Origin of the sequence: Stenotrophomonas sp. RIT309, assembly GCF_000632045.1 — a bacterium.
In the GTDB taxonomy this organism is placed as follows: domain Bacteria; phylum Pseudomonadota; class Gammaproteobacteria; order Xanthomonadales; family Xanthomonadaceae; genus Stenotrophomonas; species Stenotrophomonas indicatrix.
This window is the reverse complement of the sequence record NZ_JFYS01000003.1, coordinates 89049-105349: the sequence shown is the minus strand read 5'-3', so window position 1 is coordinate 105349 and position 16301 is coordinate 89049. Positions and strand designations below refer to the sequence as shown.

Sequence of the window (16301 nt, the reverse complement as noted above, 5' to 3'; positions counted from 1 at the left end):
ATGGCCAGGCGCAAGGGGGCCTTGCCGGCACCGGAAAAGACAGACCCGGCAAAAGCCGGGTCTGTCGGGGTACTGCCTGTTTTGCTGGATCAGAACTTGTACTTCAGACGCACGAACGGGGTGCGGCCGTACAGATCGTACTGGGTGGCAAAAGCTGCGATGTTGCCGTAGCGCGCATCGCTCACACCGGTGGAGATCAGCGGCGGGGTCTTGTCGAAGATGTTGCTGACGCCCACCAGGATTTCCCAATCAGCCTGCGAGTAGCTGACCGAAGCGGTGTGGTAGGTCCGCGAATCAACCGTGATGTCACGGTAGGAGTTCGGACGGCCCTGGTAGATGAACACCGGATCCAGATCGATGTCCTTGGTCTTGTGGATGTAGGTGGTCAGCCAGTTGAAGGTCCAATCACCACGGGTCAGGCTCAGTGCCAGGTTACCCACGACCTTCGGACGGCCGATGTCACCCAGCAGTTCGTTCGAGGACAGGCCGCTTTCCTCTGCGCTGGAGAAGACCTGCTGCGTATCTTCGATGGTGTAGGTGACCTGCGTTTCGGCCGAGAACTTGCCGAACGAGAAGTCATGGTCGAAGTTGGCGGTCAGATCGTAGCCACGTGTACGCTGCTTGTTGATGTTGACGTACTGGTTGAAGACGTCGGTGATGTTCCATGCCTCGTCACCGGTACCCGGGTTGCGCACCAGCAGGCCGCAGAATGCGTTCGGGAACACGGCAGCGCCGTAGCAGCCCTTGACGATGTCGGCGGTGGTGATCTGGCCGATTTCGTTCTTCACCTGGTAATCGAAGTAATCGATTGCCACGCTCAGGTTGGCGAAGGTCGGGGTGAACACGATACCGGCGGTCTTGGCACGCGAGGTTTCCGGAATCAGCTGGCCAGCGCCGCCACCAGAGTAGACGGTAGCGCTGCTGCCGTTGCCGGCGTAGTCGGCCGGAATGCCAGCGGCGGCGCAGTTGGTCTGGTAGTTGGTGTTGGAGCTTTCACCCCAGCGGATGCATGGGTCGATGCCGGTCTGGCCGAGGAAGCCGGTCTGGTTGCCCAGGTACAGCTCGTACAGGCCCGGAGCGCGGTAGGAGGTGCCGATCGAACCGCGCAGGCGCAGCGACGGGATGACCTGCCAGTTCAGACCCACCTTCCAGACCTCGTCGGTGCCATCCACCGAGTCATACTGGAACGCACGGCCCGAAGCATTCAGGCTGAGCGATTCGATCGCCGGCAGGCCCTTCAGCAGCGGCACGTCGAACTCGACGAACGCTTCCTTCACGCGGTCATCGCCCTTGGTGACGTTTGCCGAGCTTGAACCCCACAGGTCCTGTGCCTTAGACAATTCACCCGGCTGATCGTTGATCGAGTAGTAGCGGTATTCCAGGCCAGCGGCCACGCCGACGGCACCGGCCGGCAGCTCGAACAGATCGCCGCTGACGATCGCATTGATCGTGGCCTGCTTGTAGATGGTCTTGCCCCAGTCCCACACGCCGAGGAGGTTGGTCAGTTCGTCGACCTTCGCGCCGCTCAGGTAGCCCGGGTCGAGGTAGTTCAGCGTCGGCGCGTCGTCGGTGTAGTCAACGTCGCCGGTCTTGGAGGCCTGGATGCCCAGGTTGCCGTACTTGCCCTTGGAGTGGCTGAAGTTCGCATTGACTTCCCACGCCCAGGTGTCGGTGCCCTTGAACAGGCCGTCCAGCTTGGTGGCGCCGTAGAAGTAGTCAACGGTCACGTCCTGCTGTGACTTGAACGGCATGATCGGGCGGATGACGCCGGTGAAGCCGGAACCTGCCGGTGCCTGGATGCGCGGGAAGAACTGACGCCAGCGGAACGTCTCGGTTTCACGACGATTGAACAGGAACTGGGTCTTCCAGTTGATCGAGTCGAACGCGAAGTCAGTGGCAACGTAAACGCTCTTGCGTTCCTGCTGGTTGATGATCTGCTCTTCGCCGAAGCGCGCGAAGTTCAGCGGTTCATCGTAGATCGCATCGCGGCCGCCGGCATAGGTGCGGGTGGTACGCGGCCGATAGCCGGGCAGTGGGCCGATGGTATTGCCTTCCGGCGAAGGAACATAACGGACGGCACCGACGTCGACGACGTTGTGCAGCAGGTTGTTGCAGTTCGCCAGATCGGTGCCGGCAGTGATCGAACGATCCTGGCGGTCGATGCGGTTGCCGTCGGCATCCTTGATGAGGTCGTTGCTGCAGTTCAGGTAGTCGCGGTCATTGCGGGTCAGCGCATTGTGGCGATACCACTCGGCGGCGGCCACGATGCTGCCGTTGTCGAAGTTCCAGCCGTTGGCCAGAGATGCAGCAAATACCTCGCCACCGCCCTCGGTCGGCACGCGGCCGGTGACGGTCAGCTCCGGACGCTCGATGTTCTTCTTGGTGATCAGGTTGACCACGCCGGCCACCGCATCGGAGCCGTAGATGGAGGACGAACCGTCCTTCACGATCTCGGCGCGCTGCAGGATGGCGGTGGGAATGACGTTCAGGTCGAAGGCGCCGACGGCGCCGCGGGTACCGGCCGGGCCCGGACGCTGCCCATCCAGCAGCACCAGGGTGCGGTTGGCGCCCAGGCCGCGCAGCGACACGGTCTGCACGCCGGTGCCGCCGTCGACGACGAAGCCGCCGAACTGGTGGGTGATCTGCGTTTCAGCCGAACCAATGGCCGACTTCTGCAGGAACTCGGCGACGTTGACCTGACCCTGCTTGGCGTTGGTCTCGGCGTTGATGGTGAACACCGGCGAGGTGGTCTCGTAGTCCGCGCGGCGGATCAGCGAGCCGGTGACGGTGATCTTGTCAAGGTCGGTCGCACGCTGGTTGGAGGTGGAAGCGCTTGACGCCTTTGCTTCCTGCTGGGTGGTCTCCTGGGCCAGTGCCGGTGCGACCTGCAGGCAGGCCAGTACTGCGAGAGTCAGCGGGACGCGGCTTGGCTTGATGTGGCGGTTGGCGTTGCGCATTTCTTGGGATCCCCGTTTGTTATGCTTCGGTTAATGGAGTGTATGTGTGGCGTAAAGTAAATGCAACATGAATGGACTCTTTGCGTAACTTATTGTTGCTAAGGGGAAATTCAGGAATTCGGGCATTAAAAAACCCCGCCGGTTAAGCCGGCGGGGTTGTTGATCGGCCCCTCTGCTGGGGTTACAGGCCGCCCGGCCCGCAGTCCTTGGCCAGGTAGTCGGCCATCAGGGTGAGGGTCGTCTGGAAGTGGCGCGGGTACCACGGCATGCTGTGCGGCATGTCGGGAATCAGCTCGAACCGGGCCGGAACCTTGCCCTGCACGGCGGAATAGAAGTTGCGGGCATGGAACGCCGGCGTGCGTACGTCGCGGTCGCCGACGAAGGTCAGCAGCGGAATGGTGGCCTTGGCGGTGTTCTGCATCGGGTCCATGCCCTTGACGGTGCGGCCCTGCAGGATGCGTTGAAGGCGGTTCTGGCTCCAGGACGTGCCCAGCCGGCCCAGGTCGGTGACGGGTGCACCAGCAATGGCGCACTGGTACGGCGATGGGCTGCGTACGGTGGCCGCTGCTGCCGCGAAGCCGCCATAGGAGTAGCCGAAGATCGCGATGCGATCCTTCGCCGCGATGCCCTGCGACACCAGCCAGGCGGCACCGTCGTCCTTGTCATCCTGCATCTTCTGGCCCCACTGACCATCGCCGGCCAGCCACAGCTTGCGGCCCAGGCCGGAGCTGCCACGGTACTGGGGGCGCAGCACGGCATAGCCGCGCGAGGTGAAGAAGGGCACCCAGCCGGACACGTCCCAGCCCGTGTAGTCACGCGCCCACGGTCCGCCATGCGGATGCACCAGGGTCGGCAGTGGGCCGTCGCCCTGCTTCCAGCCTGCCGGCAGGTCGAGGATCGCCGGGATCTGCTGGCCATCACGGGCGGTGTAGGTCACCCAGCGCTGTTCGCCGATCTGCTTGCTGTCCACCCAGGGACGTTCGCTGCCCAGCGGCACCACGTCCTTACGGTCGGCCAGGATGTAGTAGCTCTTCGGGTTGCGGTTGCTTTCCGTAGTGAACAGTACGCGCGAGAGATCGTCGTTGTAGCCGGTGATGTAGACGGTCAGGCCCGGATAGGCTTTCTGCAGGCCCTCCTGCAGGCCTTTCATCTGCGGGTCGACATAGATCGCCTGGCGCTGCGGTCCATCGATGTAGAAGCCGAGCACCTGGTTGAAGTTGCTCTTGCGTGTGCCCAGGATCAGCGAGCTGATGGAGAAGGTCGGGTGGGCCGCCAGAGGCTCCTTGTCGAATTCCTTCTTGACCGGGTCATACAGTCGCGCCTGTACCAGATCGGAGAACTGGTCGGTCAGCACGTACAGCTTGCCGCTGTCATCGTCGATGCCGACCACGTCCACCGTGAAGCGTTCGCTCAGCTTGGTGGTCAGCGGCGCATGCACCTCGAACTGGCCGGCGCTGTTCTTGATCAGCACACGTTGTTCGAAATCCTCGGCCCCGCTGGATTCGATCTGCGTCTGGGTCACCACCTCGCCGGTGCGTGGGTGGAACAGGCCCGGGGTCGTGCGCGAGCTGCCCTTGAACAGCAGTTCGGTCTGCCCGGTGCGCAGGTTGAAGCGGTAGTAGTTGGCCTGCAGGGTGGCTTCATTGAGCTGGTTGATGATGACCCGGTCCGGGTCCAGCGGCAGCAGGTGCACCAGCGAAGCGGTGCCGGCCAGCTCCAGGCAGCGCAGCGTATCGGCACTGACGCCCAGCGTTCGCGTGTTGCTGGCAAAGGCCTCGTCGAACTTCGCCTGGCTGGCGTCGGTCAGGTATGCCTTGGTCAGGAAGGTCTTGGTGGCACCGGTACTGTTGCCTTCACCGCAGCCGCCCAGCTTGCCGGTCCACTCCTGGCGGCTGATGACCAGGTTGCGCCCGGCCTTGAGCGCGCTGGCGGCGATGAATTTCATCCGATCGCCGGACGGGGTGATGGCCACCGGCCCGGCGGTGAGGTTGTCCAGGTTCCAGTTGGCCAGCGCAGTGTCGGCGTTGTTGCTGCCGGGGGCGGCAATGATGGCGACCAGCTGCTTGCCGTCGGCACTCATCGTGACCGACTGCAGCGCGGGAATCTTGGCGAAATCCTCTGCGGGCAGAGGCGCGGCGGCGGCTTGGCCGACGCACAGGCCCAGCAGCATTGAAACGGCGGCACCCAGGCGGGCAGGCGTATATCGGAGTTGCATCATCAGCGGTTCCTTGTGGCGGGGCACGGCAACATGACCGGAAGATGAACGAAGCCTGGGTTCTCGTCAACTCCGCGTGAAGCCCATCCGCATGCGCACCATTGATGGAAGAGACCCCGCCGGAGCGGGGTCTTTTGCTGCAGGAAACGACGTCGACGGATCAGTTGTTGCCGAACTCGTACTTGGCCTGCACGTAGATGGCACGGCCATAAGCGTTGTACAGGTAGTTGTTGTACGGCTGGCCGCTGGTGCCGGCGAAGCTGTACCGCTGGTTGTCAGGCATCTTGTTGAACACGTTGTTGACCATCAGCGACAGGGTCAGGTTGTCCATCGCCCGATAGTTCACGCTCAGGTTGTAGGTGGTGTACGAACCCCACTTGCCGGCCTTGTAGCCGGAGCTGTGGACGTAGTCGTAGCCATTGCCCAGGTAAGCCATGTAGTTCGGCGTCTTGCCGATGTAGTTGGCATACAGGGTGGTGGTCCACTTGTCCTTGGCCCAGCCGATCGAACCGTCGGCGCGCACCTTGGCGTACGAGTCGTACACCCACATCGCATACGGGTCGCGCAGCAGGTCCAGGTACTCATCGCCCGGCTGCGGTTGCAGTTCGCGCTTGAGCATGTCGGTGTAGTTGCCGGAGAACTGCAGCGAACCGAAGCGGCCGATGTCCTGTACGTACTTGAAGCTGGCCGTCAGCGCCTGCAGGTTCTGGCTGGCCACGTTCATCTTCGGCGTATAGATCTCATCGAGTACGCCGGAGGCGTCGCGGGTGATCCAGTCGCTGACGTTCTGGCAGCTGGCCGAGGTGTTGTTGGTCTGGCCGTTGCGGCAGTAATACTCGGCCAGCAGCAACTGGTCGGAACTGAGGGTGTTGACCTCGTTCTTGATCTTCCAGTTGTAGTAGTCCACCGACACCGACAGGTTGTTGATGGGCGCCCACACGATGCCGGCGTTCCAGACATCGGCGGTGATCGGCTCCAGGTCCGGGTTGCCGGATTGGGTGCCGAACACCGACACGCTGTCATACGGGCAGCCGGTGGTGTTGGCCGGGTCGTAGCCCAGCTGGCCGCAACGGTAGTAGTCGGTGGAGCCGTTGGCGTAGTAGCCGCTGACACCCTGGAAGGCATCGGACAGGGTGGGCGCGCGGAACGCGGTGCCGTACTTGCCACGGAACAGCAGGCTGTCGATCGGACGGAATTCCAGGCCGACGCTGTAGGTCGCCTTGTCGATGGTGTTGCCACCGATCTTGAAGGCGTCGTAGCGGCCGGAGCCGGTCACCGTCAGTGATTCCAGCAACGGCATGCGCAGTTCGCTGGTCACCGCGTAGCTGCTGCGATGGCCGGCGCCGGAAACCGCAGTGGTACCCCACACGCTGCCATCCACCAGGCGGGTATCGGGCGTGTAATCCCAGCCTTCGCTGCCGCCTTCAACCACCACTGCGAAGCCGGCGTCGCCGCCGGGTAGCTTGAACAGCGAACCATTGGTGACCTGCGCACGCAGCAGGTTCTGCCAGGTGCGGCTCTGGCTGTAGGTGTAGCCGGTGAAGCTCTGGAAATCACCGCTCGGCAGTGGCGAGTAGAACGCTTCCCAGTCCGGGCTGTAGATGTTGTACCCGGTGCTGGTGGTGCCCAGCACCGGCCCCAGCACACGCTGCTCGAAGTAGTCGTTGATCGGATCGTTCCAGCGCACGAAGTTGCGCTCGGTCAACTTGTATTCGCCGCGGGTGAAGCTGGCACTGTAATCCCAGCTGCCTGCCGTGCCGCGGCCGCCGAGCGTGACCTGGTAAGCCTTGTTGCGACCGGTGTTCATGATGTCGCGATAGCCGCCGGCGCCGATGTCCTCCGGCGCGAACACGCGCTGCAGGTTCATGTACTGGCCGCTGTCCTGATCGTAGAAGCGGCCCCATCCGGAGGAGGTGCCCCACCAGGTGTAGTTCGAGCCTGTGGCGTACTTCACTTCTTCCAGGCTGTAGAGCGCGTCGCCGAACAACTGGAAGTTGTCGTTCACATCGAAGGTCATCGAGCTGTAGATCTGCCCGCTTTCCTTGCCGTTCTTGATGGTCTTGTAGCCGGTGCCATAGACCGAACCGCAGGCCTGGCCGGTTGGCCGGGTGCCGAGCACGGTGGTGCCGTCGAACTGGCCCGCCACGTTGGCGCACAGGTTCGGGTCCATCATCGCGTAGCGGTTGCTGTTGGCCGGCAGCAGTACCAGGAAGTCGTTGGAGACGTACTGGGGGCTGTAGCCGTCGGGATTGTTGACCTTGGTCAGGTCACGCTGGTAGCCCCAGATCGGGCTGGTTTTTTCGTACTGCACGTTGACCAGCGCATGGAATCGATCGTCGACACCGTTGAAGCCGCGCGCCGCACTGACGCGTACGCTGTTGCCGCCGCCTTCGGAGTAGGCACCGCCACGGACGTTGAGCACACCGCCATCCATGCGCTCCTTGAGGATGATGTTGACCACGCCGGCGATCGCATCCGAACCGTACAGCGAAGACTGGCCGCCGGGCAGGATCTCGATGCGCTCGACGATGTCGATCGGAATGCCGCTGATGTTGTTGAAACTGTCGCTGCCGTTGTACAGCGCCGGATACGAGAGCATCGGGCGGCCGTTGATCAGGTACTTGGTGTAGCCGGGGCTGAGCCCGAACATGCCGGCGGCCTCGGCACCCTGGGTGAACGAAGCGGAGGTCTGCCCGCCCTGCAGGCCGCCGGTCGACAGCGAGGACTGCTGCAGGACGTCGGCGACGCTGGTGAAACCGCGGGTCTGGATGTCCTCGGCGGTGACGGTCAGGACCGGCGTGTGGTTCTCGATCTGCGTCTGCGGGATCAGTGAGCCGGTGACGGTGACGCGGTCAAGCTGTGTCGGGCCGGTGTCCTGCGCGTGGGCTGCGCCGGAGGCGATCAGGGTGCCGATCAGGGCAAGGGTCAGGGGGTGACGCGAAGGCGTGGAGCGATGGCGAGACATGATGGATCCCCGTAATGAGCGATGTCGTCTGGCTGATGTCCTCCCTGACATCTTCATGATGTGTTCAGTTGCAATCCATTCAGCCGGACCGTAACACGACGTTCACGTTGTCAAAACGGACCCGTCACACGGATGTGCTGCTTATCGGAAGAAAAGTCCTTTGAAATCAGTGCGTAAACGCGATTGTCTAGGAATGTTTCAAAATGTTGCGTTGCAGAACAGAATTGATCGAAGACGATTTGTAGTATGTAGATCAATGGCTTGCTGGCTTCGCGGAGACTTTTCTGATTAATTAATTTATGAGACTGGTTTCGATGTTCCGTCTCAATTGACGGGCATGAAAAAGGCCCCGCCGAAGCGGGGCCTTTTGTGCAGTTCCGGCCCGGCGCTTACTTCCCGCCGAACTCGTACTTGGCCTGCACGTAGACCGCACGGCCGTAGGGGTTGTAGATGCTGCTGTTGTACGGTGCGCCGATGTTGCCGGCGTAGCTGTGGGCCTGGCCGTCGGGCATCTTGTTGAACACGTTGTTGACCATCATCGACAGCGTCAGGTTGTCCATCGCCTGGTAATTCACGCTCAGGTTGTAGGTGGTGTACGAGCCCCACTTGCCGGCCTCGTAGCCGGACGGATGCACGTAGTCGTAGCCCTTGCCCAGGTATGCCATGCGGTTGGGCGTCTTGCCGATGTAGTTGAAGTACACGGTGGTGGTCCACTTGTCCTTCGCCCAGCCCACCGCACCGTCGGCACGCACCTTGGCGTACTGGTCGTAGTTCCACATCGCGTACGGGTCGCGCAGCAGGTCCAGGTACTCGTCGCCCGGCTGCGGCTGCAGTTCGCGCTTGATCATGTTGGTGTAGTTGCTGGAGAACTGCAGCGCACCGAAGCGGCCGATGTCCTGTACGTACTTGAAGCTGGCCGTGACCGCCTGCAGGTTCTGGCTGGCGATGTTCATCTTCGGCGTGTAGATCTGGTCAAGCTTGCCGGCGCCATCACGGGTGATCCAGTCGCTGACGTTCTGGCAGCTGGCCGAGGTGTTGTTGGTCTGGCCGTTGCGGCAGTAGTACTCGGCCAGCAGCAACTGGTCGGAGCTGAGGGTGTTGACCTCGTTCTTGATCTTCCAGTTGTAGTAGTCCACCGACAGCGAGAGGTTGTTGATGGGCGCCCACACGATGCCGGCGTTCCAGACGTCGGCGGTGATCGCTTCCAGCTCGGGGTTGCCGGACTGCTCACCGAACACTGATTCGTTGGCATACGGGCAGCCAACCGTGTCGCTCGGGTTGAAGCCGAGCTGGCCACAGCGGTAGTAGTCAACCGAGCCGTTGGCGTAGTACCCGCTGCGGCCCTGGAAGGCATCGGACAGGCTGGGGGCGCGGAAGGCGGTGCCGTACTTGCCGCGGAACAGCAGGCTTTCAATGGGACGGAATTCCACGCCGATGCTGTAGGTCGACTTGTCGACGGTCTTGTCGGCGATCTTGAACGCGTCGTAGCGGCCCGAGGCGGTCACGGTCAACGACTCCAGCAGCGGCATGCGCAGTTCGCTGGTCAGCGCGTAGTTGCTGCGATGGCCGGCGCCGGCCACCGAGGTGGTGCCCCAGACGCTGCCATCAAGCAGGCGCTGGTCGGGTGTATAGGACCAGCCTTCGCTGCCCGCTTCGGCCACCACTGCCAGGCCCGCATCGCCACCGGGCAGCTTGAACAGCGAACCATTGGTGATCTGCGCGCGGCCCAGGTTCTGCCAGGTGCGGCTCTTGTTGTAGGTGAAGCCGGTGAAGGTCTGGAAATCGCCGGCCGGCAGCGGCGAATAGAACGCGCCCCAGTTCGGGTTGTAGATGTTGTAGCCGTCGTCGGTGACGCCCAGCACCGGACCCAGCACGCGGTCTTCGAAGTAGCTGTCGATCTCATTGGCCCAGCGCGCGAAGCTGCGCTCGGTCAGCTTGTACTCGCCACGGCTGAAGCTGGCGCTGTAATCCCAGTTGCCGACGTTGCCGCGCCCGCCCAGCGTGATCTGGTAGGCCTTGTTGCGATCGGTGCTCATGGTGTCGCGGTAGCCGGCCGGGCTGATGTCCTCCGGCGCGAACGCGCGCTGCAGGTTCATGTATTCGCCACTGGCCTGGTCGACGAACGCACCGAAGCCGACATCGCTGCCCCAGAAGGCGTAGCCCGAACCCGAGTTGTACTGCACTTCTTCCAGGCTGTAGAGCGCGTCTGCGAACAGCTGGAAGTTGTCGTTGACGTCAAAGGACATCGACGAATAGATCTGGCTGCTTTCCTTGCCGTTCTTCAGCGTCTTGTAGCCGGCACTGAAGGGTGAACCGCAGGATTCGCCGGTGGCACGGGTGCCCAGCACGGTGGTGCCGCCGAACTGGCCGGCCACGTTGGCGCAGCGGCTCGGGTCCATCATCACGTAGGCGTTCTGCTGGTCCGGCAGGTACACCAGGAAATCGTTGGTCGGAACCTGCGGCGTGTAGCCTTTGGTGTTGTTCTGCTTGGTCAGGTCGCGCTGGTAACCCCAGATCGGGCTGCTCTTCTCGTACTGCACGTTGACCAGTGCGTGGAAGCGATCATCGAGGGCGTTGAAGCCATGCGCGCCGCTGACGCGGAAATCGTTGCCGCCACCCTCGGTGTAGGCGCCGCCGCGCACGTTCAGCACGCCGCCGTCCATGCGGTCTTTGAGGATGATGTTGACCACGCCGGCGATCGCGTCCGAGCCGTACAGCGATGACTGGCCGCCGGGCAGGATCTCGATGCGCTCGACGATGTCGATCGGGATGCCGCTGAGGTTGTTGAAGGTATCGCTGCCGTTGTAGAGGGCAGGGTAGGACAGCATCGGCCGTCCGTTGATCAGGTACTTGGTGTAGCTCGGGCTGAGGCCGAACATGCCCGAGGCTTCGGCGCCCTGGGTGAACGACGCGGAGGTCTGGCCGCCCTGCAGGCCGCCGGTGGTCAACGAGTTCTGCTGCAGCACCTCGGCAACGCTGGTGAAGCCACGGGTCTGGATGTCCTCGGCGGTGACGGTCAGGACCGGCGTGTGGTTCTCGATCTGCGTCTGCGGGATCAGTGAGCCGGTGACGGTCACGCGTCCAAGATCGGTGGGAGTGTTGTCCTGGGCGAGCGCGATCGCGCTGCTGCTGGCCAGGATCAGGCCGCTGAGGACGGCGCGGGTGAGCGGGTGACGCGGGAAGCCATTGCGAGACATGCGGTACTCCGTGTGGTCGTGAGAAACGCGTTTTCCCTTTCCTGGGAACTCATGGATGGTTCAGCAGCCGGTGGACGCAGAAAGGCGGCGTTTTTCGAACGTAACACACGCTTAACTTGTTTTTCGCGGGCTTGTCGCGCTCTCGCAATGGCCCGTTGGGAGTTAATAAAAATTTCTTTAAAAACAATTGATTGCAATATTGGTACGAATTTGCCGAGTTTGGCTTAATGAACACCCAGTAAATTTTCGGATATTTAACAATCGAGATGTTCCCGCAGCGATCGCCGCACGTGCCTCGCCAAAAAAAAGGCCCCGCCGAAGCGGGGCCTGGTCCGGAATCAAACCCGGAAATCGACGGGATTACTTGCCGAAGTCGTACTTGGCCTGCACGTACACGGTGCGGCCGTAGACGTTGTACAGGTAGTTGTTGAACGGCGTGCCGGAGGTGCCCTGGTAGCTGTGAGCCTGCTGCTCGGGCATCTTGTTGAACACGTTGTTGACCATCAGCGACAGGGTCAGGTCATCCTGCACGCGGTAGTTCACGCTCAGGTTGTAAGTGGTGTACGAAGCCCACTTGCCTGCCTTGTAACCCGACGCACCATGGGTGTACTCGTAGCCGTTCAGGCCCGCCAGGTAGTTCGGGGTGTGGCCGATGTAGTTCGCGTACAGCGTGGTGGTCCACTTGTCCAGCGACCAGGCCACCGACGCGTCGGAACGGACCTTGGCGTAGCTGTCGTAGTTCCACATCGACTTCGGGTTGCCCAGCAGGTCCTGGAAGTCCTCGCCCGGCTGCGCCTGCACTTCACGCTTCAGCATGTTGGTGTAGTTGCCCGAGAACTGCAGCGAACCGAAGCGGCCGATGTCCTGCAGGTACTTGAAGCCGACGGTCACGGCCTGCAGGTTCTGGCGGGCCACGTTCATCTTCGGGGTGTACAGCGAGCTCAGGTTGCCGGCCGAATCGCGCACGACCCAGTCAGCCACGTTCTGGCAGGTGGCCGAGGAGCCGTTCGGCAGGCCGTTGCGGCAGTAGTACTCGGCCAGCAGCAGCTGGTCGGTGCTGGCCGTATCGACTTCGTTCTCGATCTTCCAGTTGTAGTAGTCGGCCGAGATCGACAGGTTCGCCATCGGCGCCCAGACGATGCCCGCGTTCCAGACGTCGGCGGTGATCGGCTCCAGGTCCGGGTTGCCGGCACGCTCGGAGTACACCGAGACGCTGTCTGCGTAGCGGCAGGCGTCGGTGTTGCCCGGCACGTAGCCCAGCTCACCGCAACGGTAGTAATCGGTGGAGTTGGCAGCGTAATAGCCGCTGCGGCCCTGGAATGCGTCGGGCAGGGTCGGCGCGCGGAAGGCGGTGCCGTACTTGCCGCGGAACAGCAGGCTTTCGATCGGACGGAACTCGACACCCACGCTGTAGGTGGCCTTGTCGACGGTGTTGTCGGCGATCTTGAAGGCGTCATAGCGACCGGAAGCGGTCACCGTCAGCGACTCCAGCAGCGGCATGCGCAGCTCGCTGGTCACCGCGTAGTTGCTGCGATGGCCGTTGCCGGCAACAGCCGACGAGCCCCACACGTCGCCGTCCAGCAGGCGCTGGTCGGGGCTGTAGTCCCAACCTTCGCTGCCGCCTTCGACGACCACGGCCAGGCCGGCATCACCGCCCGGCAGCGAGAACAGCGAGCCGTTGGTGACCTGCGCGCGTGCCAGGTTCTGCCAGGTGCGGCTGTGGTTGGTGGTGTAACCGGTGAAGCCAGCGAAATCTTCCGGCGAGATCGGCGAGTAGAACGCGCCCCAGTTGGTGTTGTAGATGCCGAAGCCATCCTGGGTGCCCAGCTGCGGGCCCAGCACCTTGTCGGCGAAGTAGCTGTTGATGGCATTGCCGAAGCGCTGGAACTTGCTCTCATCCAGGCGGTATTCGCCACGGGTGAAGCTCAGGCTGTAGTCCCAGTTGCCGACCGCACCCTTGCCGCCCAGGGTGACCTGGTAGGCACGGCTCTTGTCGTTGTTCAGGATGCCCTTGTAGCCTTCGCCGCCGATGTCTTCCGGAGCGAACGCGCGCTGCAGGTTGACCAGCTTGCCGGAGGCCTGGTCATAGAAGCCACCCATGGTGCTCTTGGTGCCCCACCAGAGGTAGTTCGAGCCCGAGGTGTATTCGGTCTTTTCCTTGCTGTACAGCACGTCGGCGAACAGCTGGAAGTTGTCGTTCACGTCGAAGGTCATCGACGAGTAGAACTGGCCGCTGTCCTTGCCGTTCTTCAAGGTCTTGTAGCCGGCGCCGAAGACCGAGCCGCAGGACTGGCCCGTCGGGCGGTTCGCCAGCACGGTGGTGCCGTCGAATTGGCCGGCAACGTTGGCGCAGTTGCTCGGGTCCATCATGTACAGCGCATTGGTCTTGGCGTCGATGACGGCGAAGTCGTTCGACGGCAGCTGCGCGGTGTAGCCGTTCGCGTTGTTCTGCTTGGTCAGGTCACGCTGGTAGCCCCAGATCGGGTTGCTGCTTTCGATCTGCACGTTGACCAGTGCATTGAAGCGGTCGTCCAGTGCCGAGAAGCCGTGTGCACCGCTGACGCGGAAGCTGCTGCCACCGCCTTCAGTGGAAGTGCCGCCACGCACGGACAGGCTGCCGCCTTCCATGTGGTCCTTCAGGATGATGTTGACCACGCCGGCGATCGCATCCGAACCGTACAGGGAGGACTGGCCACCCGGCAGGACTTCGATGCGCTCGACGATGTCGATCGGAATGCCGCTGATGTTGTTGAACGCGTCGCCGCCGTTGTACAGCGCCGGGTAGGACATCATCGGGCGGCCGTTGATCAGGTACTTGGTGTAACCCGGATTCAGGCCGAACATGCCAGCGGCTTCAGCGCCCTGGGTGAACGAAGCGGAGGTCTGGCCACCCTGGATGCCGCCGGTGGTCAGCGAGGACTGCTGCAGCACCTCGGCGACGCTGTTGAAGCCGCGCGACTGGATGGCTTCAGCGCTGATGGTCATGACCGGGGTCTGGGTCTCGACCTGGGTCTGCGGGATCAGCGAGCCGGTGACGGTGATCTTGTCCAGATTGGTGGCCTTGTCCTGGGCCATTGCCGGCGAGGCGGCAACCAGGGCGGAGATCAAGGCGACAGCGAGGGTGTTGCGACGTGCAGAATTGCGAAGGTCTTTCATGTAGTTCCGTTCAGAGAGCAAATACGAGTACGGCACTGCGCATGCGCCATCGTGCGTGCCGTAGATCCAGCAACGCAGCCCAAAACCAGTGCTTAGCGAACGTAACATGAACTTAACAATCTGTGCACGAATCTGTAGCAATCCTGAATTTCAGTCAGCGTACGTCCAGCTAGTATGATGTTGGGTTCTTCTTGTCGATTCACCCGGAGCCCGCAGTGAACAGTTCTTCCCGTCGTCCGCATGCCAGCCAGGTGCAGAAGGGACTGGCGCCGCATGCGCGCATCCGCAACGTGATCGCGGTGGGCTCGGGAAAGGGTGGCGTGGGCAAGTCGACCACGGCGGTCAACCTGGCCGTCGCACTGCAGCAGCTGGGCGCGCGCGTAGGCGTGCTTGATGCCGATATCTACGGCCCCAGCGTGCCGGCGATGCTCGGCCTGTCCGGTCGCCCGGAAAGCCCGGACAACAAGAGCATCGAGCCGATGCGGGCCTTCGGCGTGGACACCATGTCGATCGGTTATCTGGTCGAGGATGAAACGCCGCTGATCATGCGCGCACCGCGCGCGACGGCGGCGTTGACCCAGCTGTTCGAAGACACGCTGTGGGACGACCTGGACTATCTGCTGATCGATCTGCCGCCGGGCACCGGCGACATCCAGCTGACCCTGGTGCAGAAGATCCCGCTGGCCGGCGCGGTGATCGTCACCACGCCGCAGGACATCGCTACGCTGGATGCGAAGAAGGCGCTGAAGATGTTCGAGAAGGTCGAGGTGCCGGTGCTGGGCGTGGTCGAAAACATGGCCGTGTATACCTGCAGCAACTGCGGGCATGTGGAGCACCTGTTCGGCGAAGGTGGTGGCGAGCGCATGGCGGCGCAGTACGGCGTGCCGCTGCTGGGGTCGCTGCCGCTGCAGATCGGCATCCGCGAGCAGGGCGATGCCGGTACCCCGATCACCGCCGCGCAGCCGGAATCGGCGGCGGCCCAGGCCTACCACCGTGCCGCCCAGCGTCTGGTCGAGGAAGTGGGCAAGCGCCCGCGCGCTTCGATCCCGATCCTGTCCTCGCTGCTGTAAGGGCCCGCTGGGGGCTGCGGCGGCGACGCCCGGCCCCCTGCTAGAATCCTCGCGCCCCCTCGCACCCAGGACAGAGCATGAGCATCAAGAGTGACCGTTGGATCCGCCGGATGTCCGAACAGCACGGCATGATCGAGCCGTATGAGGCCGGGCAGGTCAAGCAGGCCAACGGCGAGCGCATCGTCAGCTACGGCACTTCCAGCTACGGCTACGACGTGCGCTGCTCGCGCGAGTTCAAGGTGTTCACCAACATCAACTCGACGATCGTGGACCCCAAGCATTTCGATCCGGGCAGCTTCGTCGATATCGTCGGTGACGAGTGCATCATTCCGCCGAACAGCTTCGCGCTGGCACGCACGGTCGAGTATTTCCGCATTCCGCGCGACACCCTGGTGGTGTGCCTGGGCAAGAGCACCTATGCGCGCTGCGGCATCATCGTCAACGTGACCCCGCTGGAGCCGGAGTGGGAAGGCCACGTGACCCTGGAATTCAGCAACACCACGCCGCTGCCGGCGCGCATCTACGCCAACGAAGGCGTGGCGCAGATGCTGTTCTTCCAGTCCGATGAAGTGTGCGAGACCTCGTACAAGGACCGCGGCGGCAAGTACCAGGGCCAGACCGGCGTGACCCTGCCGCGCACCTGACAGCTTGCGTCAGCGCGTATCGGTAGCGCCGGGCCATGCCCGGCGTTTCCGTTTGTGGGTCCGCGCGCTGCGTTCGCCGGGCATGGCCCGGCGCTAC

7 protein-coding genes are annotated in these 16301 nt (G+C 62.8%); 2 read left to right on the top strand and 5 right to left on the bottom strand.

Annotated elements, in window-relative coordinates; genetic code table 11:
- Window positions 1-89: 89 nt before the first annotated feature.
- The 5 genes from BW38_RS17430 to BW38_RS17450 form a co-directional block, all read right to left on the bottom strand.
- The gene (locus BW38_RS17430) at window positions 90-2957 is read right to left on the bottom strand and encodes a TonB-dependent receptor (RefSeq protein ID WP_032975037.1); all 2868 of its coding nucleotides are present in this window, start codon (window positions 2955-2957) and stop codon (window positions 90-92) included.
- Window positions 2958-3138: 181 nt separating this feature from the next.
- A complete protein-coding gene (locus BW38_RS17435; RefSeq protein WP_032975071.1) occupies window positions 3139-5172 on the bottom strand; it encodes a prolyl oligopeptidase family serine peptidase in 2034 nt (677 codons plus the stop codon).
- A 160-nt stretch (window positions 5173-5332) separates the two neighbouring features.
- Window positions 5333-8137, bottom strand: a complete 2805-nt coding sequence (locus BW38_RS17440; protein WP_032975036.1) for a TonB-dependent receptor — start codon at window positions 8135-8137, stop codon at window positions 5333-5335.
- A gap of 389 nt (window positions 8138-8526) precedes the next feature.
- Window positions 8527-11334 (bottom strand): TonB-dependent receptor, encoded by a 2808-nt coding sequence (locus BW38_RS17445; protein WP_032975035.1) that lies wholly within the window; start codon window positions 11332-11334, stop codon window positions 8527-8529.
- A gap of 360 nt (window positions 11335-11694) precedes the next feature.
- Window positions 11695-14490 (bottom strand): TonB-dependent receptor, encoded by a 2796-nt coding sequence (locus BW38_RS17450; RefSeq protein ID WP_025876113.1) that lies wholly within the window; start codon window positions 14488-14490, stop codon window positions 11695-11697.
- Window positions 14491-14705: 215 nt separating this feature from the next.
- On the opposite strand from BW38_RS17450, the gene apbC reads away from it, so the two are divergent.
- Complete coding sequence (gene apbC, locus BW38_RS17455; protein WP_032975034.1) at window positions 14706-15560, top strand: iron-sulfur cluster carrier protein ApbC; 855 nt, start codon at window positions 14706-14708, stop codon at window positions 15558-15560.
- Window positions 15561-15637: 77 nt separating this feature from the next.
- A complete protein-coding gene (gene dcd, locus BW38_RS17460) occupies window positions 15638-16204 on the top strand; it encodes a dCTP deaminase (protein ID WP_025876117.1) in 567 nt (188 codons plus the stop codon).
- Window positions 16205-16301: the final 97 nt, after the last annotated feature.

Excerpts from the sequence above, each read along its gene's own strand:
- BW38_RS17435 (WP_032975071.1), bottom strand. The coding sequence starts at position 5,172 with ATGCAACTCCGATATACGCCTGCCCGCCTGGGTGCCGCCGTTTCAATG.
- BW38_RS17440 (WP_032975036.1), bottom strand. The coding sequence starts at position 8,137 with ATGTCTCGCCATCGCTCCACGCCTTCGCGTCACCCCCTGACCCTTGCC.
- dcd (WP_025876117.1), top strand. The coding sequence starts at position 15,638 with ATGAGCATCAAGAGTGACCGTTGGATCCGCCGGATGTCCGAACAGCAC.
- BW38_RS17450 (WP_025876113.1), bottom strand. The coding sequence starts at position 14,490 with ATGAAAGACCTTCGCAATTCTGCACGTCGCAACACCCTCGCTGTCGCC.
- BW38_RS17430 (WP_032975037.1), bottom strand. The coding sequence starts at position 2,957 with ATGCGCAACGCCAACCGCCACATCAAGCCAAGCCGCGTCCCGCTGACT.
- BW38_RS17445 (WP_032975035.1), bottom strand. The coding sequence starts at position 11,334 with ATGTCTCGCAATGGCTTCCCGCGTCACCCGCTCACCCGCGCCGTCCTC.